Here is a 26,624-nt window from a genome sequence, read left to right as displayed (position 1 = left end):
TTCCCTTGCCACCGGCTACAGCGACAGATGCGCGTCCCGGATGTCCGGCCGCGCGTCGAGTTCCGCCATCGTGCCGCCGAAGCAGATCTTGCCACGCTCGATGATGTAGGCGCGGTCGGAGATCAGCCGCGCGAAATGCAGGTTCTGCTCCGAGACCACGATGCTGACGCCTTCTCGCTTCATCGCGAGGATGGCTTCGACCATCTGTTCGACAATCTTCGGCGATAGCCCTTCCGACGGCTCGTCGAGCAGCACCAGCGACGGATTGCCCATCAGGGTCCGCGCGATCGTCAGCATTTGCTGCTCGCCGCCGCTCATCCGCCCGCCTGGACGGTTGCGCATTTCGCCGAGATTGGGAAACAGCGTGAACAGTTTCTCGCGCGTCCACTGCGGCGCGTTCGACCGCTTCGGCTGGCGCCCTACTTCGAGATTTTCGTCGACCGTCAGATCCGTGAAGATGCGCCGCTCTTCCGGCACGTAGCCGAGCCCACCACGCACGATCGCATGCGTTGGCTCACGCGAGACGTCCCTGCCCTCGAAGACAATCCGTCCCGAGCGGTTCTCGACGAGACCGACGATGGAGCGGAAGGTGGTGGACTTGCCGGCGCCGTTACGCCCGAGCAGCGCCACCACCTCGCCTTCGCCGACTTCGAGCGCGATATCGAACAGGATATGCGCCGGGCCGTAAAAGCTGTTGAGATCGGCGACCTGCAGCTTCATGCGCCGGCTCCCTCGCGGTGACGTGCGTCGTAGACCAGACCCTCGCCGAGATAGATGGCGCGCACCTGCGGATTGCCGCGAACTTCCTCCGGCGAGCCTTCGGCGATCAGGCTGCCGCGGTTGAGCACCAGGATGCGGTCGGCATGTTCGAACACCACATCCATGTCGTGCTCGGTGAAGAGCACGCCGATCGATTGCTCGCGGGCGATGCGCGCGGTCAACCGCATCAGTTCGATCCGCTCGCGCGGCGCCATGCCGGCAGTCGGCTCGTCCATCAGTAATAGCTTGGGCTGGTTGGCGAGCGCGATCGCAAGCTCCAGCCGCTTGAGGTCGCCATAGGCGAGTTCGCCGCACGGACGCCCGGCATAGGCGCCCATGCCGACGAGATCGAGCAGCCGGCCGGCTTCGTCGCGCGCGTAACTTGCGGTTGAGCCCCAGAGATTGAACAACTGCCTGCCATACGACACCAGCGCGACCTGCACGTTCTCGCGCACGGTCATGGTCGGGAACGTCGCGGTGATCTGGAACGTGCGGCCGACGCCGAGCCGCCAGATCGCGCGCGGCTTCCGGCCGACCGTATCCTCGCCGAGCAGAGTGATCCGGCCACTGTCCGGAATGTTCTGGCCGTTGAGCATGTCGAAACAGGTGCTTTTCCCGGCGCCGTTGGGCCCGATCAGCGCCAGGATTTCGCCCGCGCGCAGTTCGAACGACACGCTGCGCACGGCATGGACGCCGCCATAGGATTTGCTTAAGGCCTCAACCGACAGCAATGTGGGGACCATGCTCATTCGGCGGTCTCGATCCGGGAGGTGGCAAGCGCGGATTTTTTCTCAGGGGATCGCCAGCGATTCCTGATCGTCTCCAGCGTGCCGACGATGCCCTTGGGGAAAGCCACCACCATCAGCACGATGAAGCCGCCCAGCACCAGCTTGGAAAGATCGGTCTGGCTGACCAGCCAGATGCTGGCCGCCTTGAAGACGATGGCGCCGATAACAGCACCGGAAACCGTCTCGACGCCGCCGAGCAGCACCATGACCAGCGCATCCACCGACAGCGAGATGCCGAGGCTGTCGGGGAAGACGCTTCCTTTCAGATAGGCGAACAGCGCGCCGCCAATCCCTGCGACCGTGCCTGATATGACGAAGGCCGTCCATTGCACGCGTTTGCCGTCGATGCCGATCGCTTCGCTGCGCAGCGGCGAGTCCCGCGTCGCGCGCAACGCGAAGCCAAATGGCGAGAACACGATCACGCGCAGCACGGTGACCACGAGCGCGGCGATGCCGAGCGACAGCCAGTAGAACGCAGATGGGCCCGCGGCCCACTTCTCCGGCCAGACGCCGAGAATGCCGTTGTCGCCGCCGGTCACCTCGACCCACTGGAAGGCGATCGACCAGACGATCTGCGCAAAGGCCAACGTCAGCATCGCGAAATAGACGCCGGAGAGTTGCACGGCGAAGAAGCCGAATACCGCAGCACCAAGCAGGCCCAGTATTGGCCCCAGCAGCAGCGAGACGATCATCGGAAATCCCGCCGCTTTGGCGAGGAACGCGACGCCATAAGCGCCAAGACCGAAATAGGCGGCGTGGCCGAACGAGGCTAGCCCGCCGACCGACATCAGGAAATGCAGGCTGGCGGCGAAGATCACGTAGATTGCGATCTCCGACCCAACCGTGAGCGCATAGTTGCCGGCGAACAGCGGCAGCATGGCCGCAAGGACCAGTGCGCCGAGCGACATCAGCCGTTCGCCTGATGTCAGCCGCCGCCACGGCGTGACGGTCAGGCCCGGCGTGCGGCGCGCGGCCGCTTCCGGTTTGCCGAACAGGCCCCATGGCCGCACGATCAGCACGACCGCCATCACCAGGAACACCAGGATGATGGAGATCTTCGGGAAGATGAGAATGCCGAAGGCGTTGAGTTCGGAAACCAGCACGGCGGCAACGAAAGCACCGATGATGCTGCCGAGCCCGCCGATCACCACGACCACGAACACTTCGACGATGATACGAAGGTCGAGCGCATGATGCACGGCATCGCGCGGGATCTGCAGCGCGCCGCCGAGGGCTGCGAGAAAGACCCCGAGTGCGAACACGCTGGTGAACAGCCATTTCTGATTGACGCCCAGCGCCGCCACCATGTCGCGGTCCTGCGTCGCCGCGCGCACCAGCACGCCCCAGCGCGTGCGCTGGAACAGCAGCCAGAGCCCGCCGAGCACGACCGGACTGAGCGCGATCAGGAACAAATCGTAGCTCGGGATGTTCTGGCCGAAGAAATCGACCGCGCCTCTGAAGCCGGGCGCGCGGCGGCCGAGCAGATCATCCGGACCCCAGATCAGCACCACGATATCCTGGACCATCAAGGTCAGGCCGAAAGTTGCGAGCAACTGGAACAATTCCGGTGCATGGTAGATCCGCCGCAGCAGCACCATCTCGACCAGCACGCCGACGACGGCGACGATCAACGCCGCAACGACGATGCCGCCCCAGAAGCCGAGCGCGCCGGAGAAACGTTCGGTCAGCGTGAACGCGACATAGGCGCCGAGCATGTAGAACGCGCCATGGGCAAAATTCACGATCCGCGTCACGCCGAAAATGATCGACAGCCCCGACGCGACCAGAAACAGCGACGCCGCGCTGGCGAGACCGGTCAGGAACTGAACGAAGTAAAAGGCCATGAGCGGTCCGGGTTGGAATTGTCGCGCCGCGTTGGGTCGGCGCTGGGCTTGCTTTGCCTCTCCCCGCCTTTGCGGGGAGAGGCCGAAATTCGAGCTTCAGCTTGAATTTCGGGTGAGGGGCTCTCTCCGCGAGCACGACTCGTCGAGAGAGCCCCTCACCCCCACCCTCTCCCCATAAGAACGGGGGGAGGGAGAAGCGAAAGCATCAGTCCTTCGGACGAAGCTTTTCGACTTCCGCATCGCTCGGGAGATAGTCCGCGCCCTTGCGATAGACCGAGTTCACCATCACGCCCTTGCCGTCCTTCAGCGCGGTCTTGCCGACATAGGCTCCGAGCGTCGACTGATGATCGATCTTGCGGAACGTGATCTCGCCGAACGGCGACGGCATCGACAGGCCTTCGGTCGCTGCGATCAGCTTCTCCGGATCCGTCGAGTTGGCTTTGGCAAGAATCGCCGCAGCGGCCTTGATGGTCTGGTAGCCGACGATCGAGCCGAGGCGCGGATAGTCGTTGTACTTGGCCTGATAGGCTTTGAGGAACTTGTCATGGTCCGGCGTCTTGATGTCGTACCAGGGGTAACCCGTGACGATCCAGCCCTCCGGCGTCTCGTCCTTCAGCGGATCGAGATATTCCGGCTCGCCGGTGAGGAAGGAGACCACCGCGCGGTTCTTGAACAGGCCGCGGGTGTTGCCTTCGCGCACGAGCTTGACGAGATCGGCTCCGAAGGTGACGTTGAGGATCGCTTCGGGATTGGCCGCGGCAACCGCCTGCACCACCGGACCCGCGTCGATCTTGCCCTGCGGCGGCCATTGTTCGTCGACCCACTGAATGTCGGGACGCTTAGCCGACATCAGCTTCTTGAACACCGCGACCGCCGACTGGCCGTATTCATAGTTCGGCGCAATCGTCGCCCAGCGCTTGGCCGGAAGCTTCGCGGCTTCCTCCACCAGCATCGCCGCCTGCATGTAGTTGGAGGGACGCAGGCGGAAGGTGTAGCGATTGCCCTTCGACCAGGTGATGGCGTCGGTCAGTGGCTCTGCCGCCAGGAAGAAGACTTTCTTCTGGTTGGCGAAATCGCTGACGGCCAGACCGATGTTGGACAGGAACGTACCGGTCAGCATCGCCACGTTCTCGCTCGACACCAGTTCGTTGGCCGCGGTCTGCGCGTCCGCCGGTTTGCCGCCGTCGTCCTTGGAGATGACGACGAGTTTCTTGCCGTTGATGCCGCCCGCGGCGTTGACTTCCTCCACCGCAAGCTGCCAGCCCTTGCGATAGGGCTCTGTGAAGGCGGGCAACAGCGAATAGCTGTTGATCTCGCCGATCTTGATCTCGCTTTGCGCCATGGCGGTATTCGTCATGCCCGCAACAGCGATCGCCAATCCAGCTCCCAGCAAATGTCTCCGTCGCATCCCTACCTCCAATGTTGAAGCAACTATCGCAAACCGTCTTCGCCTTTGACTTCCGAAACCGTCAATCCCCCGACGCGCGGCAATGGCCTGCCGCTGTCGGTGACCGCCACCGCGACCATGATCTCATTGGCGCGCGGCGCATCGTTGATCTGCACTTCCATCCCGTCGAAATGGCTGCGTACGAATGCCGCGTCCTTGTGGCCGAGCGGGATATCCAGCGTCGTCCCCGGGCCGCTGCGCTTCTTAGACGACGGAATCAGCGCCGCGCCCTTGCCCAGGACCTTGCGGACCGGCGCGCCCATCTTCGGATGCAGGATCGCTGCCGCGTGTTCCAGTTCGCCGTTTTCACCGACCGCCGCCGCCTTGCCGTAGCTGTGCGCCTTGGCGCCGTCGATCCCGAGTGCCGCGACTGCCTTCTTCGAAAGCAGATCGCCGAGTTCCTCGCCGATTTCGATCAAAGGCGAAAGGTCCTCGACGTACCGGCCTGCAAAGGGATTCTCAATCACGGCGATCGCCGCTGCGCGCCGCGTCGGCGGCGCAACTTTTTGCCCCATCTCGAGATGAGTTTCCTCGACCACCGTGACGATCTTGCGAATGATCGCGCTCATTGTCAGCCTCGCTCCCGATCAAACATGCGCTACTCTTTTTGGTGCGCCTTCATGAGACGCCGCCAACGCGCCTGCCTTGATCCCTGTTGCACCCACCACGGCCGTCTCGCCTAGTAGACGCAAGGCCGCACCTTCGATCAATCCCGCCGCAAGCAATTGCTGTGCCCGGCTCACCCCTGCCCTCAGCGCGTCGTCGATCTCGCTCTCCTGGAGCGCGCCGACGTCACGGGTGACAAGACGCGTGCCGAGGTCGCTGTCGGGCTGCAACTCATTCGCCGGGCAGCGGATAATGGCGGGATGACCGGGCAGATCGACGGCATTGGCGATGACGGTCGCGGCGGCATCGGCCTGCGATGCCGTTTTCGCCAGCACGGTAACGGCGTCGGCGATCCCAAGCGAAAAGCTGCGGCCGTGCCGCCCGCTGGTCGCGATACCCCGTGCCGGATCGCAGGCTTCGATGCTGATGGTTTGCATCACGCCATGATAGTCCGGCCGATCGATCAGCCCGACGGTGAACTGCTCCCTTCCGGTCAGATGCAGCGCGATATCGCCGCCATTATTGACATAGGCGCGATCGAGCCTCGCCGCACGGAGCATCGCGCCAAGGATCTCTTCCGCGACGCTACCCGCCACCGCCGCCATCGGCGTAATGAAATGTTCAGCCGCAAACGGAGCGACTGCCGCGTGCATGCGGCGTGCGACGACGCCTTTCAAATTGCACCGGGCCGGATCGGCGGTCCGGCGCAACTCCACCAGTTCCGCACAGAGTTCATCGAGCAGGCCGGTGAAGCGGCGCGCCGCCGCCTCATAGGCGGCACGCACATTTGCATCCTTGCCATTCGCCCCAATGATCAGGTCGATCGGACCGTCCTGCAAATGCAGCCGCTTGCCGTCCGGAAGAAGCGCGATCTGCGGAAACCGTTTCATGCGCGCCGTCCCGTCATGTAGGGCATCGGGCGAAATTCGCTGTTTTCCCGCAACGACGCCAGCGGACGCACGTGATCCATGTGGCCGCCGAGCGCGGCATAATCGGAAAGCCGCAGCGTGAACTCGATCGGCGCCACCAGCGCCGGTGTCGGCACATAGCCGAACGCGCCGGCCGGCATCTGCGTGACGTCGACCATGAAGGTGATACCGCCGCCTGGCCAGACATAGACGGGCGCGCCGCCGCTGGTGACCCGCGTCAGCGCATCCTTGACCGAGCGCGTCAGCCGCACCGGATTGTCGGTCACGCCGGCGCGCAGCGAACCGCCGGCGCCGCCCATGAACAGCACCGTGCACAGCGCCGGTTCGCAGTTCTCCTGAATACGCTCGACCGAGAACTGGAGATCGGGCGGCATCTGCTTTTCGATCGGCCGCAGCGCTTCATCAAGCTCGTAATAGGCCGCATGCTCGCCGGTGGTCGAGACCATCAGCATGGTGAGCCCAGGCCGCGCCTCCTTCGGATTGAACGGTCCCAGCACCGACAGCGGATCGGAAATATTGGTGCCGCCCCACCCGGTGCCGGGCTCGGCGACCTGGAAGTAACGGCCGGGCGTCGAGCGCCGTCCTTTCATCTTGATCCCGGTATCGGGAATATCAAGCAGCTTGCCGGCCTGATGTTCCGAGAGCACGCCGGTAATGTGGTCGTCCACGACCACAACTTCATCGACCTTGCCGTGCCATTGCTTGGCGAACATGCCGATCGTCGCGGAGCCGCAGCCCACCCGCATGCGCTCTTCCGCAACGCCGTTGACGATCGGTGGATAGCCGGCCTGCACCACCACCGTGGCGCCACCATCGATCGTCAGTTCCACCCGCTTGCAGTTGGAGAGGTCCATCAGCGCGTCGCAGGTGACGCGGCCTTCCTTCTTGGAGCCCCCGGTCAGGTGATGCACGCCGCCAAGCGACAGCATCTGCGAGCCGTATTCGCTCGTCGTCACATGGCCGATCGCCTCGCCTTCCGCGCGGACGGTTGCCGTCTCAGGGCCGAGGTAGCGGTCGGTGTCGATCTTCACCTTGACGCCGCAATAGCTGAAAATGCCTTCGGTCACGACCGTGACCATGTCGACGCCATCGACTTCCGAGGACACGATGAAGGGCGCGGGCTTGTAGTCGGGATAAGTTGTTCCCGCGCCGATCGCGGTAACGAACACGCTTGGTTCGTGGACGAGCTTGCCGTCCCAGTCGCCGCCGGCCTGAAACGGCACCAGCCGTCCGCCATGCGATACCGTCTGCTCCAGCACGATATGCGGATCGACGCGCACCAGTTCGCCGTTGTGATTGGCATAGCGATCGCACGCGCCCGCCGCGCCCGGCTTGATGTAGCACATCACCGGACAGGCATCGCAGCGGATCTTGTCGCCACCGTCGGCGGACGTCGCATCAGTCATGAACAAGCCTGCAGTCGAGAAGGCGCCGATCATAGCCGCATCTTCGCAGGCTTGATCATTTTGTTCGTACACGAACGATGTTGCGCGCGGACCGAAACCCTGTCAAGCGGCCTCGGCGGCGAAAAACCTGACTTGCCGTATAAAAACTCATTTGCCTCGCCTGCTGTTCATAAAGCGGGCAACGCGCTGCAGCGCGGGATCGCGCCGCTTGCACGTTTGTACACAAACGGTATCTTTCGCAAAGCGTCGAGCGCAGGATTTTGCAGCGCAACGAGGACCCCGGGGAGCATGACGCAGAGCATGATGCGCCTGACCGTCAACGGCAAGACTCACAATGTCGACGCCGCGCCCGACACGGCATTGCTCTATGTGCTGCGCAACGACCTCGCCTTGAACGGACCGAAATACGGCTGCGGTCTCGGCGAATGCGGCGCCTGCGCGGTGCTGATCGACGGCGTCGCCGCGCGGTCCTGCGTGATCCCGATCGAGGGCTGCACCAGGCGCGACATCGTGACGCTCGAAGGTCTCGGCACGCGCGAACATCCCGATCCGGTGCAGCAAGCCTTCATTAGCGAGCAAGCCGCACAATGCGGCTATTGCCTCAACGGCATGATCATCGCGACCAAGGCGTTGTTGCTGCGCTCCCCTCACCCGTCGGAGGACGAGGTGCTGGAAGCGCTGCGCCATCATCTCTGCCGCTGCGGCGCGCATATCGAGATCATGCGCGCTGCAATGCGCGCCGCAGGCCATGCCGTTGAGGCCCGGACGTGATGACGGCTGCCGACACGACCGAGGATCGCAACCGGCTGCAAGGCACGCTGTCCGTTGTCCGTCCCGCCTCACCCGTCGAGGCCGTCAAGTTCGAGACCTTTATCAGGATCACCGCCGACGGATCGGTCACCGCCTATAACGGCCATGTCGATCTCGGCACCGGCATTCGCACCGCGCTCGGTCAGATCGTCGCGGAGGAACTCGACGTATCCTTTGCCCGCGTCGTCGTCGTGCTGGGCGATACTTCTCTCGTGCCCAATCAGGGCGCGACGATTGCGAGCGAAACGATCCAGATCACCGCCGTGCCGCTGCGCAAGGCTGCGGCGCAGGCGCGGCAGTTTCTGGTCGCGCGTGCCGCGGCGCGACTGGAACTCCCGATCGAGGATCTCATCATTGAAGACGGCCTGATCCGCGGCCAGGACAATCGCAGCATCAGCTATGGCGAACTGATCGCGGGCGAGACTATCCGCCTTGAACTGGCGGACGACGTTCCGGTCAAGCCCGCCAGCGCCTACAGCATCGTCGGTCAATCCGTTCCGCGCATCGATCTGCCAGCGAAGGCAACGGGCGAGCTGGTCTACGTTCACGACATGCGTCTGCCCGGCATGCTCCACGGCCGCGTCGTCCGCCCGCCCTATGCAGGCGTCGATGTCGGCGACTTTATCGGCAACAGCCTGATCGCGGTGGATGAAGCCTCGGTGCGCAACATCCCCGGACTTGTCGCTGTCGTCAGGATCGGCGATTTCGTCGGCGTCGTCGCCGAGCGCGAGGAGAACGCAATTAAGGCCGCGGCACAGCTCAAGGTGAGCTGGAAGCCGGTGCCGACGCTGCCCGACCTGAAGGACATCGAGACCGCGCTGCGCGCCAATCCGTCGACGCCGCGAACGCTGATCGACAAGGGTGACGTCGATGCGGCGATTGCCGGTGCCGCGAAGCCGATGCCGCGAACCTATGTCTGGCCTTATCAGATGCACGCCTCGATCGGCCCATCCTGCGCGGTCGCCGACTATCAGGAGGATCAGACCAGGGTCTGGTCCGGCACGCAGAATCCGCACCATCTGCGCACCGAGCTGGCACGGCTGATCCATCGCCGCGAAGCCGAGATCGAGGTGATCCGGATGGAGGCCGCCGGCTGCTACGGCCGCAATTGCGCCGATGACGTTTCCGCCGACGCGGTGTTGCTGTCGCGGGCCGTCGGCCGGCCCGTTCGCGTGCAGCTGACGCGCGAGCAGGAACATGCGTGGGAACCCAAGGGCACCGCGCAGTTGATGGACGTCAACGGCGGATTGAATGCCGACGGCAGCGTCGCCGGTTATGATTTTGCCACACGCTATCCTTCGAACGGCGCCCCGACGCTGGCGCTGCTGCTGACCGGCACGATCCCGCACACACCCGCCATCTTCGAGATGGGCGACCGCACCGCGATCCCACCTTACGATTACGAGAATCTGCGCGTGGTGGCGAACGACATGCCGCCGATCGTGCGCGCCTCCTGGCTGCGCGGCGTCTCGGCGCTGCCGAACACCTTTGCGCATGAATCCTGGATCGACGAATGCGCTGATGAAGCCGGCGTCGACCCGATCGAGTATCGCCTGCGCCATTTAAAAGACTCCCGCGCGGTCGATCTCGTCAACGCGGTGGCCGAGCGCGCCGGCTGGAAGCCGCGACCGGTGCGGCAGGAGCCGGAAGGCGAGGGCGACATCGTGCGCGGCCGCGGCTTTGCCTATGCGCTCTATGTCCACAGCAAGTTTCCGGGCTATGGCGCGGCGTGGTCGGCCTGGATCGCCGATGTCGCCGTTAACAAGGCGACCGGCGACGTCAGCGTGACGCGCGTCGTTGCCGGGCAGGATTCCGGCCTGATGATCAACCCGGACGGCGTCCGCCACCAGATCCACGGCAACGTCATCCAGTCGACCAGCCGCGCGCTGATGGAGGAAGTTTCGTTCGACCGCACATCCGTGACGGCGCGGGAATGGGGCGCCTACCCCATCATCAAATTCCCCGAGGTGCCCGAGATCGATGTCTTGATGCTGCCGCGGCAGGATCAGCCGCCGCTCGGTGTCGGCGAGTCCGCCTCTGTCCCCAGTGCCGCCGCCATCGCCAACGCGATCTATGATGCGACCGGAGTGCGCTTTCGCGAACTGCCGTTCACGCCGGAGCGCATCTTGCGGGGACTGCAAGGCGAGGCACAAGCGGCACCGGAGGCATTGCCGACGCCGGCACCGCAGCCCGATCTCGACCGGTGGCGAAATCCATTCGCCGGACGGCGCGGTGCATTTGCAACCGCCGCGGCACTCTGCGCCGCCGCGATCGGCATCGGTGCCGCGGTGCTGCCGTGGCGTGCCATCGCGCCGATCGCGCGGCCGGATGCATCGATCTATTCGGCTGCGACCATCGCCCGCGGCCAGCAGCTCGCCGCGCTCGGAGACTGCGCGGTCTGCCATACCTCGGCGAACGGTATCCTCAACGCCGGCGGCCGTCCGCTGCAAACGCCGTTCGGCATGATCTACGCGACCAACATCACGCCCGATGTCGAAACCGGAATCGGCGCATGGTCCTATCCCGCCTTCGAGCGCGCGATGCGCGAGGGCATTCATCGCGACGGCCGGCATCTCTACCCGGTGTTTCCCTATCCACACTTCGCCAAGACGACCGACGCCGACATGCACGCGCTCTATGCCTATCTGATGGCGCAGTCGCCGGTGCACGCGGCGACGCCGACCAACACTCTCGCGTTTCCGTTCAATCTGCGCCCGTTGATGGCGGGATGGAATGCGCTGTTCCACAAGCCGGCCGTATTCCAGGCGGACCCGACCAAGTCCGAGGTGTGGAATCGCGGCGCCTATCTGGTGGAAGGCCTCGGCCATTGCAGCGCCTGCCATTCGCCGCGCAACACGCTTGGCGCGGAACAGGCGAACACCTATCTCGCCGGCGGATTTGCGGAAGGCTGGGAAGCGCCAGCGCTGACATCGTTGTCGCAGGCACCCATCCCCTGGAGTGAGAACGAACTGTATGCGTATTTGCGGACCGGCGAATCCCGCCTTCACGGCGTCGCCGCCGGGCCGATGGCGCCCGTGGTGAAGGAGCTCACAGCACTTCCGGATTCCGACATTCGCGCCATGGCGGTCTATCTCGCTTCGTTCAACGAGACCTCCATGGATAGCGCGGCGCAGCAAGCGCTCGCCGCGAGACTGGAATCCTCGACCGGCACGCGCGCGTCGGCAGCGTCCAGCATCGGCGCCCGGATCTACCAGGGCGCCTGCGCGGTGTGTCACGAGGTCGGCGGCGCGCCGCTGTTCGGCAGCCGGCCGTCGCTGGCGCTGAACAGCAATCTGCACAGCGCCGTGCCTGACAATCTGATCCAGCTCATCCTGCACGGCATCGCGAAGCCGGCCGCAACCGATCTCGGCTATATGCCGGCCTTCAAGGACAGCCTGACCGACGGCCAGGTCGTGGAGCTGGCCGCCTATCTCCGCCGGCAATTCGCCCCGGACAAGCCTGCCTGGACCGATATCCAGGCGGCGGTCGGCCGAATCCGGCAGGAATAGCGCGCTGAGCTGCCATGCCGCCGCCAAAACCCACTGGTTGGGCGGCCCTCGGCACGGTAGAGTTCCACCATGGCAGTTACCGACATTGCATCCCGGACCTATAACCACGGCTGGCGGCTCGACCCGATCGTGCGCAGCCTGCTCGATACCGATTTTTACAAGCTGCTGATGCTGCAGATGATCCGCGAATTCTATCCGGATCAGCGCGTCACCTTTTCGGTCATCAATCGCACCCGGCAGGTCCGCCTTGCCGAGATCATCGACGAGGGCGAGTTGCGCGCTCAGCTCGACCATGCCCGCACCATCCGCTTCACCAAGAAGGAACTGATCTGGCTCGCCGGTAACACGTTCTACGGCAAGACCCAGATGTTCTCGCCCGACTTCATCAACTGGCTCGCCAACTTCCGCCTGCCCGAATACGAGCTGAACAAGGTCGACGGCCAGTATGAACTGCACTTCCACGGGCCGTGGACCCACACTACGATGTGGGAAATCCCGGCGCTCGCGATCATGAACGAGCTGCGCTCGCGGCAGGCGACCAAGGGACAAGGGCGCTTCGTGCTCGATGTGCTCTATGCCCGCGCCAAGGCCAAGCTGTGGTCCAAGGTCGAGCGGCTGCGCAAGCTCGAAGGCCTGCGGCTGTCGGACTTCGGCACCCGCCGCCGACATGGTCATCTGTGGCAGCGCTGGTGCGTCGAGGCCGTCAAGGAAGGGCTCGGGCCTTCGTTCACCGGAACCTCCAACGTGCTGTTGGCGATGGACAACGATCTCGAAGCGATCGGAACCAATGCGCATGAACTGCCGATGGTCGCCGCCGCGCTCGCCGATGACGATAACGAGTTGCGCTGGGCGCCTTATCGCATTCTCGATCAATGGCGCCATACCTATGGCGGCAACCTCCTGATCGCCCTGCCCGACGCCTTCGGCACCAAGCCGTTCCTGCGCGATGCGCCGGACTGGGTCGCCGACTGGACCGGCTTTCGCCCGGACAGCGCGCCGCCGATCACGGCCGGCGAGGACATCATCAAATGGTGGAAGCAGAAAGGCCGCGATCCCCGCGAGAAGCTCCTGGTGTTCTCCGACGGCATGGACGTCGACTCGATCGAGGAGACTTATCGTCACTTCGCCGGACGCGTCCGCATCTCCTTCGGCTGGGGCACCAATCTCACCAATGATTTCGTCGGCTGCGCACCGGATGGATCCGCCGATCTCGATCCGATCTCGCTGGTGTGCAAGGTGACGTCGGTTGACGGTCGGCCGGCGGTCAAGCTGTCCGATAATCCCGAGAAGGCCACCGGCACGCCGTCCGAGATCGAACGCTATTTGCGGGTGTTCGGCAATGCCGGGCGCGTCCGCACCGCCGTGCACGTCTGAGCTATCAAGTACCTTCCCGCCACCCGTTGATCTGACGAGCCCCGCATGCCCGCACCCAAGCCGCCTGCTTTCGAAACCCTCAGCCTGCATGCCGGCCAGCGCCCCGATCCTGCAACCGGCGCCCGCGCGGTTCCGATTTACCAGACCACCTCCTACGTCTTCCAGGATTCCGATCACGCCGCGGCGCTGTTCAACCTGGAACGAGCCGGCCACATCTACACGCGCATTTCCAACCCGACGACGGCGGTGCTCGAGGAGCGCCTCGCCGCGCTCGAAGCCGGCGTCGGCGCGATCTGCACCGCGAGCGGAATGGCCGCGATGCATCTGGCGATCGCGACGATCCTTAACGCCGGCGACCACATCGTGGCCTCCGCCTCGCTCTATGGCGGCACCATCAACCTGCTGGCGCACACGCTGCCGCGCTTCGGCATTACGACCACCTTCGTCAAGCCGCGCGCGCTCGATGAATTCCGCGCCGCGATCAAGCCGAATACGCGGCTCGTGATCGGCGAGACCATCGGCAATCCCGGACTTGAGGTGCTCGACATTCCGGCGGTTGCCCAGATCGCGCATGACGCCAGGATTCCGCTTTTGATCGACAACACCTTTGCAACGCCGTTCCTCAGCCGCCCGATCGAGCTCGGCGCCGATCTCGTGATGAATTCCGCGACCAAATGGATCGGCGGCCACGGCATTGCGATCGGCGGCGTCATCGTCGATGGCGGCCGGTTCGACTGGCACGCCTCCGGCAAGTTTCCCCAGCTCACCGAGCCCTATGCCGGCTATCACGGCATCGTCTTCGACGAGCAGTTCGGCCAGGCCGCCTTCATCATGCGCGCCCGCACCGAGGGCCTGCGCGATTTTGGCGCGTGTCTCTCGCCGACCAACGCGTTCCAATTGTTGCAGGGCGTCGAGACGCTCGGCGTTCGCATGGAGCGCCATATGAGCAACACGCTCGCCGTCCTCGAAGCGCTGACCGCCAACAAGGCCGTCGACTGGGTGCTGCATCCGGCGCTGGAAAATCATCCCGACCATCAGCTCGCGAAGCGGCTGCTGCCGCGCGGCGCCGGATCGATCGTTTCTTTCGGCATCAAGGGCGGCCGCGCGGCGGGCAAAAAATTCATCGAGTCGTTGCGGATGATCAGCCACCTCGCCAATGTCGGCGACGCCAAGACGCTGGTGATTCATCCGGCCAGCACCACGCATCAGCAGATGGACGCGGCACAATTGAAGGCGGCAGGGGTCGGCGAGGAGCTGGTGCGGCTGTCGGTCGGCATCGAAGCCGTCTCCGACATCATCGACGATCTCGGCCAGGCGCTTCGCGCATCGCAGAAGGTTTGAACCATGCAGCTTTCCGTCAATGGTGCTGATGTCTTCGTGGCCACCGGCGGCCGTCCGTTCGATCCGTCGCTGCCCGCGGTGGTGATGCTGCACGGCGCGGGGTTCGATCATTCGACCTGGGCGCTGCACAGCCGCTGGTTCGCGCATCACGGCTATTCCGTGCTGGCGCCCGATCTGCCGGGCCACGGCCGCTCGGCCGGCGCGCCGCTGCCGACCATTGCCGACCTGGCCGACTGGACCGCCGCGCTGCTCGAAGCGGCCGGCGCGACGAAGGCGAAGCTGGTCGGGCATTCGATGGGATCGCTGATCGCACTCGAGACTTCCGCGCGGCATCCCGACAAGGTCTCGGGCCTCAGTTTGATCGGCACCGCCGCCGCGATGACCGTGGGGCCGGATCTGCTCAAGGCCGCGGAGGTCAACAATCCCGATGCCATCGACATGGTCTCGATCTGGGGCCTCGGCTTCAAGGCCGAACTCGGCGGCAGCCTCGCGCCGGGACTGTGGATGCATCAGGGCGCACAGCGCGTGCTGCAGCAGTCACGGCCGGGCGTGCTCTACAACGATCTCAATGCCTGTAATTCGTATCAGAATGCGCTGACGGCTGCCGCGCAGGTTAAGGTGCCCGCGACCTTCATTCTCGGCGAGCGTGATATGATGACGCCCGCGAAGGCCGGCAAGACGCTGGCGGCGGCGACGCCGAATTCGCGTATCGTGGTTGTGCCCGGCGCCGGCCACATGATCATGGCCGAAGCGCCGGACGAGTTGCTGGCGGCGTTGCGTTAGTAGGCCACGCTTGTCATTGCCGGGCTTCACCCGGCAATCCATCCCAAGAAAAGACTCTTGCGAAGATTGATGGATGCGCGGGTCAAGCCCGCGCATGACGAACTGAGGACAATACTACCGCGCCGGCTTCCTCTCCACCGGATGAATATCGATCGCGCGCAACCTCCCCATTCGCAGCACGTCCATCGACAACGTGCGGCCGATGCGGTCGCGGTCGAGAGCGCGGATCAGGTCGTCGACGCCGTTGATCTCGACGCCGTCGAGCCTGATCGCGACATCGCCCGGTAATAATCCTGCCTTTGCGGCCGGGCTATCCGGCTCGATCTGTGCCAGCAGCGCGCCCATCTTGTTGTCGACGCCGGCGACCACCGCATGCCGCCGCGGGATCGGCGCGGTCTGACCTGCCACGCCGATATAGGCGCGCCGGACATAGCCGTGGCGGATGATCTCCGACAGCACGAACTGCGCGGTGTTGCTGGCGACCGCAAAGCAGATGCCCTGCGCGCCGTTGATGATGGCGGTGTTGATGCCGATCACCTCGGCCGCTGACGACACCAGCGGGCCGCCGGAATTGCCGGGATTGAGCGCGGCGTCGGTCTGGATCACGTCCTCGATGGTCCGCCCGCTCATCGAGCGGATCGAGCGGCCGAGCGCGGACACCACACCGGCGGTAACGGTCGATTCGAAGCCGAGCGGGTTGCCGATCGCGACCACGAGCTGGCCACGGCGCAGGCTCTTGGAATTGCCGAGCGAGGCATAGCGCAGATCGCGCGCGCCGTCGGCTCGCAACAGCGCGAGGTCGGTGTCGGGATCGACGCCGAGCACGTGGGCATCGGTGACAAAGCCTTCGATGTCGCGCAGCCTGATCTCTTTCGATGAGCCGACCACATGACTGTTGGTCAGCACCAGGCCGTCGGGCGAGATCACGATGCCGGAGCCAAGCCCGCCGCGCTCGCGCACGCTGCGCACCTTCGGCCCGGTTTCGACGCGCACGACGGCGGGGCCTACGCGTTCGGTCACGTCGATCACGGCATTGGAATAGGCATCGAGCAAGACCCGGTCATTGTCGCGGGCAGGCTCGGCCGTTCGCGATGACGGATCGTCATCGGCGATATCTGAGGTAACATCCAACATGGCGAGATTCCTTCGGCCTCATCAGATGGTGGCCGGGAACCGCCTGCGCAAGATGCCCGCATCCGGCGCAGGGCTGGCCTGCTAGGGCGCGCGGCGGAACTTCGCCGGCCGCGCCTTGACGGGATCGAGCAGCGACCAGTCGCCCTGCTCCAGCGTGTAACCTTTCGGGAACGGCGCGCGCAGCTCAAGCCCGAGCGAGCGCAGCACGCGGTCGTCGCGGTAGTAGCATTGCAGGACGACGCGGACGAGCGTCGTCGCCGCAGCGCCGCCCGTAGCGCGGAACTCTGTCGCTATCGCCTCGCGTTTGGCCGTATCGAGTTCGGCCAGCGGTTGGCCTGCGAGACGCGCGAGATGATCGAGCGCCTGCGTGACCTGCGCGGTGTCGCGGCCGAGCGTCGCCAGCATGTCGGCCTGGATCGCGGGATCGTCCGCGCCGGGCACCTTGTACTCGTCGCTGGCGGGAATAATCATCGCAGCGACGGTGCGGAGATCGTCGCGTTGGGCTGAGGTCAGTTCATTGGCTGCGGACATGGCGGTCTCAATCGAAGAGGTTGGCAAGGCGTTGCTTCATCTGGTCGGCGACATAGAGCGCGATCGCCTGGATGGTCGAGGTCGGATTCACGCCGCCCGAGGTCACGAACACGCTGCCGTCGACGATGAAGAGGTTCTTTACGTCGTGCGAGCGGCCCCATTCGTTGACCACGGAGCGCGCAGGATCGGTACCCATCCGCGCCGTGCCGAGCAGATGCCAGCCGCCCCAGGGAATCGGGTTGTTGATGCAGATGTCGGTCGCGCCGGCGGCTTCGAGAATCTCGCGGCCGCGCGCCAGGCCATGCTCCATCATCTTCCGGCTGTTCTCGCCGATGGTGTAATCGATCTTCGGCGCAGGGATTCCGTGGCTGTCCTTCAGCACGGGATCGAGCGTGACGCGGTTGTGCTCCTCGGGCAGATCCTCGCAAATCGCGGAGACCGCGAGGCGATGGCCATTGAGCTTGCGAAACACGCGGTGATGATCCGCACCCCACGGCAAAATGCCCTTCTGCTCGCTCGCGACCGCTTCGAACACGGGCCCTGCACCGCGGCCGAACTGGATGCCATAGCCTCGGACAAAGCCGCGCGACAGGTCTGTGTCGTAAAACTCCTTGCTCCAGAGGCAGGTCGGCGGCGCGCGGTTACTGTCGGTCGGCTCCTTCACGAAGCCGTAGATCTGCGCATAGGGATGGAACATCAGGTTCTTGCCGACCAGGCCGGATGAATTGGCCAGCCCATTCGGGAAGCGGCCGGAGACCGAGTTCAAGAGCAGCCGCGGCGTACCAACGCCGTTGCAGGCGATGATGACGACCTCGGCCGTCTGGAATTGCTCGACACCGTCCTTGTCATAGTAGACGACGCCCGAGGCCATGCCATCCTCGTTGGTCAGGATCTCGCGCACGCGGCAATGGGTCTTGAGCTCGACGCCGGCGCGGATCGCGTGCGGCCAATAGGTGATGTCGGTCGAGGCTTTGGCGCCTTGCGCGCAGGCCGGCGTGCAATGGCCGAGATTGATGCAGCGCGCCCTGCCCTCGTAATCCATCGTCGCGATCGTGGTGTCCGACGGCCACCAATGCCAACCGAGCTTGTTCATGGCCTTGCCGATCAGCGGGCCGGAAAGCCCGAGCGGCTGCGGCGGCATCGGCGGGTGCGTCAGCGGCGAAAGCGGATCACCTGACAGGCCCGATACGCCCATCATCCGGTCGTTCTCCTCGAAGAACGGGGTGAGGACTTCGTAATCGATCGGCCAGTCATCAGCGACGCCATCGAGCGTCTTCACCTTGAAATCGGAGGCGTGCAGCCGCGGCCAATGCGCGGTGTACATCACCGTCGAGCCACCGACACCGTTGAAGTTGACGACCTTGATCGGCGAGTTGTCGTCGTTAACAGGATAGTCCTCGGGCCGGCCGCGGATGTTCGGGCTGGTCGACCAGTCGCCGTAAAACTTCGCCTCCCAGTCCCGCCCTGTGCTCGGATATTCCGACGGCTTCATCCAGCCGCCCTGGTCGAGGCAGAGGATGTGCATCTTGGTTTCGGCCAGGCTCCATGCCACCGCCGCGCCGGATGCGCCGGCGCCGATGATCAGGACGTCAACGGGATCGTTCATTGTGGTTCGCTTCGCTCCCTGAACTACGTCGCCTAAGGGCGATCTCGGCTTCACGATAGGGGCAGATGCGGCCGGCAGTAAAGCTGCGTGAGGCGGGCTTGGTCGGACAAACCTGCAACCCTGCCGCGCCTCGATACCGGTTTGTTCGCGGGCGCGAGACCGGATAGCCTTGCACCAAACCATAAGCACGGGAGCAACGCCGATTCCGGATTACGACGCCATTATCATCGGGGCGGGCATGTCGGGCCTGTACCAGCTCTACCGGCTGCGCGAACAAGGTTTTCGCGTGAGGGTATTCGAGGCCGGCACCGATGTCGGCGGCACCTGGTACTGGAACCGCTATCCCGGCGCGCGATTCGATTCGGAGAGCTATTCCTACGGCTATTCGTTCTCCAAGGAGCTTTTGGAGGAATGGGAGTGGTCGGAGCATTTCGCCGGCCAGCCGGAGACGTTGCGCTATCTCAACCATGTCGCCGACAAGTTCGACCTGCGTCGCGATATCCAGTTTCGCAGCCGGGTGACGGCAGCGGTTTACGACGAGGGCTCGCGGAGCTGGAGCATTACCCGCGAAGACGGCAGCCGCTTCAACACGCGGTTCTTGATCACCGCGATCGGGCCGCTGTCGACCCCTACGCTGCCGCGGATCGAGGGACGCGACGATTTCAAGGGCGCATCCTTCCACACCGCGCGATGGCCGAAGGAGCCCGTCGATTTCACCGGCAAGCGCGTCGCCGTGATCGGCACCGGCGCCACCGGCGTGCAGACCATCCAGACCATCGCGGGACAAGTTGGCCATCTCACCGTGTTCCAGCGCACCCCGAACTGGTGCGCACCGCTGCACAACGGCAAGATCGACGCCGAGACGCAAGTGAAAATCAAGGTGGGCTATCCGGAAATGTTCGCCCGCTGCCAGGAGACCTTTGCCTGCTTCCTGCACACGCCGGACCCGCGCGGCGCGTTCGAGGTGTCGGATGAGGAGCGCGAGGCGTTTTATGAAAAGCTCTATGGCGAGCGCGGCTTCGGCATCTGGCAAGGCAATTTCCGCGACATCCTGATCGACCGCAAGGCGAACGCCACGATCTCCGATTTCGTGGCGCGCAAGATCCGAGAGCGCGTGAAGAACCAGGCCGTGGCCGAGAAGCTGATCCCCAGGAATCACGGCTTTGGCACGCGGCGGCTGCCGCTCGAGACCTTCTATTACGAGGTCTACAACCAGGACAATGTCGAACTGGTAGACATCAACGAGACGCCGATCGAGCGGATCACGCCTGCGGGCATCAAGACCAGCGACAGGGAATACGCGTTCGACATCATCATCTACGCGACCGGTTTTGACGCCATCACCGGCAGCTTCGACAAGATCGATTTTCGCGGGGTTGGCGGCGTGCGGCTGAAGGACAAGTGGAGAAAAGGCCCGGAGACCTATCTCGGCATCATGGTGCATGAATTTCCGAACATGCTGATGCTGATGGGGCCGCACACCGCGCTCGGCAACATCCCGCGCAGCATCGAATACAGCATCGACTGGGTGACCGGACTGATACGTTTTGCTATGGCCAACAAGCTGACGCGGCTGGAGGCGACACCGGAAGGCGTGAAATCCTGGACCGACCACGTCAAGGCGCTCGGCGAGGGACTGCTGTCCAACGAAGTCAATTCCTGGATGACCGGCATCAATTCCAACGTCGAGGGCAAGCAGACCCGCATCGTCGCCCGCTACAGCGGCAGCGCGCCGGCTTATCGCGCAAGGTGCGATGAGGTGGCGGCGAAGGGGTATGAGGAGTTGAGGTTGGGGTAGTAATCGCATAAGGCTCTAACCACCTGACGATCGTCATACCCCGCGAAGGCGGTATCCAGTACGCCGCGGCTTCTCCGCTGAATCGCTGACGTCTCTGGAATACTTGTATGGGGGTGATCAAGAGTGATCGTTGTCAGATCATTGCTGTCGTCTCCTTGTTCGACGAAGACCGACATCTCCTCGTCCCGACCCCGAGACGACTAGCCGCCTGGGCGGAACGACGGTCAAGGGTGGCCGCAGGCCATCGCGGAGCGACGCAGCCCTTGACGGTCGTGAGCCCGGCGGCAGGCTTGAGGGCGGGACGAGGTTTGGCGTTAGCGGCATAGGGACGATTTCCGAGGCGAGCCCACCGTGGACGCGATACCGCGTCGCAGACTTGTATTCGGTTGATCGATCGGGACCAGAACCATGATGCATGCATGCGCATCGGGGGGCGAAGCTCCGGGGCGGCGGGTCCATTCTGGGTCGCGGCGCAAAGGCCATGTATTCCGGCGGATCACCGCCACCTCGGATGTCGTCGGCAGACTGCCGGCTGCTGAACCGTCAATCGTGTTGGAGTTGCGGAAGCTGCATGGTCAAGTGCCGGCCGGGCGCAGCCTGAGCCCCTCAGTTATCTCGCCGGTGGTTGCCAGCCGCCACAGCGCGATGAGCAGCTTGCGCGCCAGCGCCACGATCATGGTTTTGCGCGTGGTGCTGCGGCCATCCGCTGTGCGCTCGCGGAACCAACGGACGAGCCGGCTATCCTTCTGGAAGATCAGAAAGCGCCAGGCCAGTTGGATCATGCCGCGGCGGACCCGACCGTTGCCGGCGCGGGCCAGTCCCTTCTCGCGCCGGCGCTTGCCGCTCTCGTCCGGCGCGCCGGTCAGTCCAGCATAGCGCGCAACAGCTTTGCGATCGCGCAGCTTGCGCGCCAGCGCCTCATTTACCAGCATGTCGGCGGTCTCAATGCCGACGCCAAAAACCCTTGCGATCAGACGAACCATCGCGTGAGGCCTTGTCGTTGCGGCCGGCGCGAGCGCGAGCCGGCGCAACCGTTCACTTTCGATGATGTGGATCTGGTCGTGCACCAGGCGCAGCCGCTCCAGATCGCGGCGCAATTCGGCGTGGGCATTTTCCGGTAACGGTGTTCCTTCCGCGGTGTGCAGTGTCGCAAGCTTCTGCGCCGCCTTGCGCAGCCTCGGATTGAACCCGCCGATGCCGAACAGGGCGAGGACAGCCTTGATCCGGTTGACGATCCGTGTTTGCTCGCCCACGAGGCTCTCCCGCTCACGACTCGGCCGCCGCGCATCTTCTTCCGCCATGGTCGGGATCGCGACCATGCTGCAATGGCGCTTCTCGCCACGCAGCCAGCCGAGAAACGAGCGCATCAGCAGTTCCGTATCGATCCGATCGGTCTTGGCCCGGCGGTGCTCGCGGGACACTGCGATGCTTGCGGCATGGATGACGTAGGCCTCGATGGCGCGCGCCTGCAGCCAGCGCGCCAGCCAGAATCCGTCTCGCCCGGCCTCATAGGCGCAGACGATCCGCCTGACCGTCCGCCCGGCCTTGCGCGCTTCATCCTGCCAGCGCTGCAACAGCTTCAGCAGAGCGTCCGCATTTGCACCAAGCTTCTTCAGGGGCTGGCGCTCGACCCCCGGGATCACAGCCGCAACAAGCCACTTCGACTGGCTCATCTCGATCACTGCGACCAACGTGCTATCCTGTTCGAAGGCGGTGAGGGACCTGCTGGCGTCAAACGATTGCGACATGGGGTGCTCCATTGCGTGATCACGGCGCTCGAGGGTATCCACACCCTCGCCGCCGCTCCCCCCATAGCATCTGGGTCACCCGCCTTCGCGGACGATGACGGCTGAGCGGATCGCGTAGGATGGGTGGAGCGAAGCGATACCCATCAATGCCGGTGCGGATGGCGATGGGTATCGCTTCGCTCCACCCATCCTACGCCGATACGACTTCGCGATCTCGCGGCGCATTGCGTCCGAGGCCTGCTATCAACTTCCCGCCCTCTTCGATCAGAGGGCGCAGGGAAGACCGGTTGCTTGCTGCACCCGCGGTCTCGCGTGCGATTTGCGCAAACAAAAATGCACACGAGCATACAGGGCAGCGGGAGCATTCCGGCCTTCCCTGCGCAATGGCTTTACGGCTTACTTCGTGCTCTCCCCGGTGAACGGCTTTCTTGCCACCGTCGCTCCCAAGAAGCTTGCTTCTCGAGAACTTAACGCCAGCACCGCGGCGTCCGGACCACACGACTTCACCGTACACATCCGGCGCGTACGTCTATCGCGCCATTTGCGTCCATCGCATCTCACCGCACGTTCGTGACGATGGCCAACGCCCCTCATCTGCCGTGAGACAAGCGGAGTTATGTGAGTGATTTGGGTCAGAACGAAAGCAGAATATTTTTGATTCCCGGCCTTGACACCACTTCGGAAAATCAGAAGTGATTTGCCCGTCGTGCCAGTTGGTCGCACGCGGCTGCGCAAGATTGCGCTTGCGTGCAAAGCAAATCAGTCCGCAGTCCGTAGGGCGGATTAGCTGAGCGTAATCCGCCGGCCGCTGTGCAAGCGGATCAATGGTGGGTTACGCTTCGCTAACCCACCCTACGGGTCTTCCGCTACCACGCATCAATACACGGCCGCTTCTTTGTCGTGCGCGCTTCCGACTTCGGCACCGAGCGCAGGCCCGACATGATCCAGTGCCGCGTGTCGGCGGGATCGATCACCTCGTCGATCTCCAGCACGGATGCAATCGAGACCGCTTTGCCGTTGGCGTAGAGTTCGGCGACCTTGGCCTGGTAGTACTCCTCGCGCTCGGCCGGGTCCTCGATTGCCTCCATCTCCTTGCGGAAGCCGAGCCGGACATAGCCTTCCAGCCCCATGCCGCCGAACTCACCGGTCGGCCAGGCCACCGTGAAGAAGGAGGCGTGGAAGCCGCCGCCGATCATCGATTGCGCGCCAAGGCCATAGCCCTTGCGCAGGACGATGCCGAACAGCGGCACGGTGAGGCTCGCGCCGGTCACGAACATGCGCGCGACATGGCGCACGATCGCGGTCTTTTCGGCTTCGGGACCGACCATGAAGCCCGGCGTATCGCACAGTGACAACAGCGGGATGTCGAAGGCATCGCAGAGCTGCATGAAGCGCGCGGCCTTGTCACCCGCCGGCGCATCGATCGCGCCGCCGAGATGCTTTGGATTGTTGGCGATCAGGCCGAACGGCTTTCCCTCGATGCGGATGAAGGCGGTGATCATGCCGACGCCGAAATCCCGGCGGATTTCCAGCACTGAGCCCTCATCCGCCAGCAGATCGATCACGGTCCGGATATCATAGACCCGCAGGCGGTTTTCCGGGATCGCCCGCCGCAACAGGCGCTGGTCCGGCGCCTTCCAGTCGGCTTGCGCGCCTTGAAAATACGACAGGTATTTCTGCGCAGCAGCCGTGGCTTCCACCTCGTCCTCCACCAGAATGTCGATCACGCCATTCGGCGACTGGAACGACACGGGCCCGACTTCGGCCGGATGGTAGACGCCGAGGCCGCCGCCCTCGATCATCGCCGGGCCGCCCATGCCGATCGAGGCATTTGTCGTCGCGATGATGACGTCGCAGCAGCCGAGCATCGCGGCGTTGCCGGCGAAACAATAGCCGGAGACAACGCCGATGACCGGCACCAGCCCCGAGAGTTTGGCGAACTGCACGAAGGACGGCCCGTCGAGGCCGGTCATGCCAAGCCGGTCGGTATCGCCGGGACGACCGCCGCCGCCCTCGGCATAGAACACCAGCGGCATCCGCCATTGCTCGGCAAGGCCCAGCATGCGGTCGATCTTCTTGTGGTTCATATGGCCCTGGGTTCCGGCCAGCACGGTATAGTCGTAGGCGATCACCATGCAGCGGGCAGCGTCCGCACCGAACTTGTCCGCATTGACAGTGGCGACGCCGGAGATCAGGCCGTCGGCCGGGGTGTTGCGGATGAGATCGTCGACGGTGCGCCGGCGCCGCTGGGCGGCGATGGCGAGCGAGCCGTATTCGACGAAGGAGCCTTCATCGACGAGATGGGCGATGTTCTCGCGCACCGTGCGCTGGTTGGTCTTGCGCCGCCGCTCGACCGAAGCGGGGCGGTTTTCGTCCAGCGTGATGGCGTGGCGTTCGATCAGTTCGGCCAGATCGGGACGGATGTGATCGAGATCGACATCCTCCTCCTCGGCCACATCATGGGCGTCGATCTCGGCCGGCTCCAGATAGAGGATCGCCTCGTCCTGCATCAGCGTCACGCCGGCTTCCGCCGCGACCTTCGTCACCCTGCCGCCATGCGGCGCGGTGACCAGATGCTCCATCTTCATGGATTCGAGTACGGCGATCTGCTGGCCGGGGCGGACGAGGTCCCCTTCCCTGACGTCGACAGCCACGATCGTGCCCTGCAGCGGCGCGGGAACGGGCTCTGAGCCTGCCGGCCCCAATCCGGCAGCCGCAGCTTCCGTCATGGATGGGCCGTCGTCGGCCGCCACGCCGGATTCGATCAGCGCCGTCTCGGCGGTCGCTTTGGCTTCGCCGACGAGATCCGCGACATGGGCCTCGATGAAGCCGGTGCTGACGCGGTTCTCGACAAAATCCGGATGCGCCAAGATCGCGGCCAGGAAGGGGATGTTGGTCGCGACGCCGCCGATCCGGAACTCGCGCAGCGTGCGCGAGGCCTTGTGCACGACGTCGGTCCAGTTGCCGCCCGGCGAATGCACGATGACCTTGGCGAGCAGCGAGTCAAAGGCGGTGCTGGTGCGATAACCAGAGTAACCAAACGTATCGACGCGAACGCCGGGGCCGGACGGCAGGTCGAACAGATCAAGCGTTCCGCCGGTTGACTTTGTCCCGCCGGTCTCGTCCATCACCTCCATGTTGACGCGGAGCTGCATCGCATAGCCGCGCGGTTTTGGGATATAGGCCTGCGCCAGACCGAGCGAGCCCAGCGTGGCGCCGGCCGCGACCGCGAGCTGCGACTGCACGAGATCGAGCCCGAGCACCTGTTCGGTGACGGTGTGCTCGACCTGCAGCCGCGGATTGGCCTCGATGAAGGCGAACGCCTGGTCGCTTGTTCTGGCGTCGTTATCGACGAGAAATTCGAAGGTGCCGAGATTGTCGTAGTTCGCGGCAGCCGCGAGTTCTTTGGCGGCATCGATGATGCGCCCGCGCAAGGCATCGTTCAGCGACGGGCTCGGCGCGACCTCGATCAGCTTCTGGTTACGGCGCTGGATGGTGCATTCGCGCTCCCACAGATGGCTGATCGCGCCGTAGTGGTCGCAGATGATCTGCACCTCGATGTGGCGGGCGTTGCGGATCAGGCGCTCGACATAGACGTCGTCGCTGCCGAAGGCGGCCATGGCCTCGGACTGGCAGCGCGCATAGGCCTCCTCCAGCTTGCCCGCGTCGTCGACGATGCGCATGCCGCGGCCGCCGCCGCCGGCGATGGCCTTGATCATGATGGCGCCGCGCTCGCCGAGCGATTCAAGGAAGGCCCTTGCCTCGTCCAGGCTGGTCGGCCCGCTGGTGCCCTCGATGATGGGCACGCCGCATTGTCTTGCCAGCGCCTTGGCCCGCGCCTTGTCGCCGAACAGATCGAGCGCTTCCGGCGACGGCCCGACAAAAACGATGCTTTCCTCGATGCAGCGCCGGGCGAGCGTGGCATTCTCGCTGAGGAAGCCGTAGCCCGGATGCACGGCGTCGCATCCGGTCGCCCTGGCGGCTGATATCACGGCCTCGATATCGAGATAGGCCCGCGCGCCACGCCCGGGGATTTCGCAGGCGGCGTCGGCGGCGCGGACATGCAGCGATTGCGCATCGTCGGCGGAATGGATCGCGACGGTGGCGAGGCCGGCGTCGCCCGCCGCGCGCGCGATGCGGATGGCGATCTCGCCGCGGTTGGCGATCAGCAACTTATGGAAAGACATGGACGTTTCCGTTCAGGCACCGGA

18 protein-coding genes are annotated in these 26,624 nt (G+C 64.5%); 6 read left to right on the top strand and 12 right to left on the bottom strand.

All coding sequences use genetic code 11. From position 1 onward, the window contains the following. Nucleotides 1-15 precede the first annotated feature (15 nt). From V1279_RS07560 to V1279_RS07530, 7 genes are all read right to left on the bottom strand, one after another. A complete protein-coding gene (locus V1279_RS07560) occupies nt 16-720 on the bottom strand; it encodes an ABC transporter ATP-binding protein (protein WP_334433977.1) in 705 nt (234 codons plus the stop codon). Then, a complete protein-coding gene (locus V1279_RS07555; RefSeq protein ID WP_334433975.1) occupies nt 717-1,508 on the bottom strand; it encodes an ABC transporter ATP-binding protein in 792 nt (263 codons plus the stop codon). The genes V1279_RS07560 and V1279_RS07555 overlap by 4 nt, the downstream gene beginning before the upstream one ends. Beyond that, the gene (locus V1279_RS07550; RefSeq protein ID WP_334433973.1) at nt 1,505-3,391 is read right to left on the bottom strand and encodes an ABC transporter permease; all 1,887 of its coding nucleotides are present in this window, start codon (nt 3,389-3,391) and stop codon (nt 1,505-1,507) included. The genes V1279_RS07555 and V1279_RS07550 overlap by 4 nt, the downstream gene beginning before the upstream one ends. A gap of 205 nt (nt 3,392-3,596) precedes the next feature. Continuing rightward, nucleotides 3,597-4,799, bottom strand: a complete 1,203-nt coding sequence (locus V1279_RS07545; protein ID WP_334433971.1) for an ABC transporter substrate-binding protein — start codon at nt 4,797-4,799, stop codon at nt 3,597-3,599. 23 nt (nt 4,800-4,822) lie between these two features. Beyond that, nucleotides 4,823-5,407, bottom strand: a complete 585-nt coding sequence (locus V1279_RS07540) for an amino acid synthesis family protein (RefSeq protein WP_317253130.1) — start codon at nt 5,405-5,407, stop codon at nt 4,823-4,825. Nucleotides 5,408-5,425: 18 nt separating this feature from the next. Further along, nucleotides 5,426-6,334, bottom strand: a complete 909-nt coding sequence (locus V1279_RS07535) for a UPF0280 family protein (RefSeq protein WP_334433965.1) — start codon at nt 6,332-6,334, stop codon at nt 5,426-5,428. Beyond that, nucleotides 6,331-7,779, bottom strand: a complete 1,449-nt coding sequence (locus tag V1279_RS07530) for a 6-hydroxynicotinate reductase (protein WP_334433963.1) — start codon at nt 7,777-7,779, stop codon at nt 6,331-6,333. Before V1279_RS07530 ends, V1279_RS07535 begins: the two co-directional genes overlap by 4 nt. Before the next feature lie 288 nt (nt 7,780-8,067). On the opposite strand from V1279_RS07530, the gene V1279_RS07525 reads away from it, so the two are divergent. The 5 genes from V1279_RS07525 to V1279_RS07505 all read left to right on the top strand — a co-directional run bounded on the left by V1279_RS07525 (nt 8,068) and on the right by V1279_RS07505 (nt 15,596). Then, on the top strand, nt 8,068-8,550 hold the full coding sequence (locus V1279_RS07525; RefSeq protein ID WP_334433961.1) for a (2Fe-2S)-binding protein: 483 nt from the start codon (nt 8,068-8,070) through the stop codon (nt 8,548-8,550). After that, the gene (locus V1279_RS07520) at nt 8,550-12,098 is read left to right on the top strand and encodes a molybdopterin cofactor-binding domain-containing protein (RefSeq protein WP_334433959.1); all 3,549 of its coding nucleotides are present in this window, start codon (nt 8,550-8,552) and stop codon (nt 12,096-12,098) included. The genes V1279_RS07525 and V1279_RS07520 overlap by 1 nt, the downstream gene beginning before the upstream one ends. A gap of 69 nt (nt 12,099-12,167) precedes the next feature. Further along, nucleotides 12,168-13,472, top strand: a complete 1,305-nt coding sequence (gene pncB, locus V1279_RS07515; RefSeq protein WP_334433957.1) for a nicotinate phosphoribosyltransferase — start codon at nt 12,168-12,170, stop codon at nt 13,470-13,472. 45 nt (nt 13,473-13,517) lie between these two features. Next, nucleotides 13,518-14,813 (top strand): O-acetylhomoserine aminocarboxypropyltransferase, encoded by a 1,296-nt coding sequence (locus V1279_RS07510; protein WP_334433955.1) that lies wholly within the window; start codon nt 13,518-13,520, stop codon nt 14,811-14,813. A gap of 3 nt (nt 14,814-14,816) precedes the next feature. After that, nucleotides 14,817-15,596, top strand: a complete 780-nt coding sequence (locus tag V1279_RS07505) for an alpha/beta fold hydrolase (RefSeq protein ID WP_334433953.1) — start codon at nt 14,817-14,819, stop codon at nt 15,594-15,596. A gap of 114 nt (nt 15,597-15,710) precedes the next feature. On the opposite strand, the gene V1279_RS07500 is transcribed toward V1279_RS07505, so the two are convergent. The 3 genes from V1279_RS07500 to V1279_RS07490 all read right to left on the bottom strand — a co-directional run bounded on the left by V1279_RS07500 (nt 15,711) and on the right by V1279_RS07490 (nt 18,867). Then, entirely contained in the window at nt 15,711-16,730 is a 1,020-nt protein-coding gene (locus V1279_RS07500; RefSeq protein ID WP_334433951.1) for a S1C family serine protease, read from the bottom strand. A gap of 81 nt (nt 16,731-16,811) precedes the next feature. Next, nucleotides 16,812-17,261 carry a hypothetical protein gene (locus V1279_RS07495; protein WP_334433949.1) on the bottom strand — a complete coding sequence of 150 codons (450 nt, stop codon included), beginning with the start codon at nt 17,259-17,261 and terminating at the stop codon, nt 16,812-16,814. A 7-nt stretch (nt 17,262-17,268) separates the two neighbouring features. Continuing rightward, nucleotides 17,269-18,867, bottom strand: a complete 1,599-nt coding sequence (locus V1279_RS07490; protein ID WP_334433947.1) for a GMC family oxidoreductase — start codon at nt 18,865-18,867, stop codon at nt 17,269-17,271. A gap of 169 nt (nt 18,868-19,036) precedes the next feature. On the opposite strand from V1279_RS07490, the gene V1279_RS07485 reads away from it, so the two are divergent. Continuing rightward, on the top strand, nt 19,037-20,665 hold the full coding sequence (locus V1279_RS07485; protein WP_334433945.1) for a flavin-containing monooxygenase: 1,629 nt from the start codon (nt 19,037-19,039) through the stop codon (nt 20,663-20,665). 575 nt (nt 20,666-21,240) lie between these two features. On the opposite strand, the gene V1279_RS07480 is transcribed toward V1279_RS07485, so the two are convergent. Together V1279_RS07480 and V1279_RS07475 are read right to left on the bottom strand one after the other, a co-directional pair. Next, entirely contained in the window at nt 21,241-22,413 is a 1,173-nt protein-coding gene (locus V1279_RS07480; protein ID WP_334433943.1) for an IS110 family transposase, read from the bottom strand. Nucleotides 22,414-23,279: 866 nt separating this feature from the next. Next, nucleotides 23,280-26,600, bottom strand: coding sequence for a carboxyl transferase domain-containing protein (locus V1279_RS07475; RefSeq protein ID WP_334433941.1), 3,321 nt, complete (start codon nt 26,598-26,600; stop codon nt 23,280-23,282). Nucleotides 26,601-26,624: the final 24 nt, after the last annotated feature.

The organism is Bradyrhizobium sp. AZCC 1610 (genome assembly GCF_036924515.1).
GTDB lineage: Bacteria > Pseudomonadota > Alphaproteobacteria > Rhizobiales > Xanthobacteraceae > Bradyrhizobium.
Note: the sequence above shows the minus strand (reverse complement) of the source record. Positions and strands in the feature narration are given on the sequence as shown.

Coding starts and splice junctions, on each gene's coding strand:
- V1279_RS07560 (WP_334433977.1), bottom strand. CDS start 720: ATGAAGCTGCAGGTCGCCGATCTCAACAGCTTTTACGGCCCGGCGCAT.
- V1279_RS07520 (WP_334433959.1), top strand. CDS start 8,550: ATGACGGCTGCCGACACGACCGAGGATCGCAACCGGCTGCAAGGCACG.
- V1279_RS07550 (WP_334433973.1), bottom strand. CDS start 3,391: ATGGCCTTTTACTTCGTTCAGTTCCTGACCGGTCTCGCCAGCGCGGCG.
- V1279_RS07475 (WP_334433941.1), bottom strand. CDS start 26,600: ATGTCTTTCCATAAGTTGCTGATCGCCAACCGCGGCGAGATCGCCATC.
- pncB (WP_334433957.1), top strand. CDS start 12,168: ATGGCAGTTACCGACATTGCATCCCGGACCTATAACCACGGCTGGCGG.
- V1279_RS07505 (WP_334433953.1), top strand. CDS start 14,817: ATGCAGCTTTCCGTCAATGGTGCTGATGTCTTCGTGGCCACCGGCGGC.
- V1279_RS07535 (WP_334433965.1), bottom strand. CDS start 6,334: ATGAAACGGTTTCCGCAGATCGCGCTTCTTCCGGACGGCAAGCGGCTG.
- V1279_RS07530 (WP_334433963.1), bottom strand. CDS start 7,779: ATGACTGATGCGACGTCCGCCGACGGTGGCGACAAGATCCGCTGCGAT.
- V1279_RS07540 (WP_317253130.1), bottom strand. CDS start 5,407: ATGAGCGCGATCATTCGCAAGATCGTCACGGTGGTCGAGGAAACTCAT.
- V1279_RS07500 (WP_334433951.1), bottom strand. CDS start 16,730: ATGTTGGATGTTACCTCAGATATCGCCGATGACGATCCGTCATCGCGA.
- V1279_RS07490 (WP_334433947.1), bottom strand. CDS start 18,867: ATGAACGATCCCGTTGACGTCCTGATCATCGGCGCCGGCGCATCCGGC.
- V1279_RS07495 (WP_334433949.1), bottom strand. CDS start 17,261: ATGTCCGCAGCCAATGAACTGACCTCAGCCCAACGCGACGATCTCCGC.
- V1279_RS07555 (WP_334433975.1), bottom strand. CDS start 1,508: ATGAGCATGGTCCCCACATTGCTGTCGGTTGAGGCCTTAAGCAAATCC.
- V1279_RS07510 (WP_334433955.1), top strand. CDS start 13,518: ATGCCCGCACCCAAGCCGCCTGCTTTCGAAACCCTCAGCCTGCATGCC.
- V1279_RS07525 (WP_334433961.1), top strand. CDS start 8,068: ATGACGCAGAGCATGATGCGCCTGACCGTCAACGGCAAGACTCACAAT.
- V1279_RS07545 (WP_334433971.1), bottom strand. CDS start 4,799: ATGCGACGGAGACATTTGCTGGGAGCTGGATTGGCGATCGCTGTTGCG.
- V1279_RS07480 (WP_334433943.1), bottom strand. CDS start 22,413: ATGTCGCAATCGTTTGACGCCAGCAGGTCCCTCACCGCCTTCGAACAG.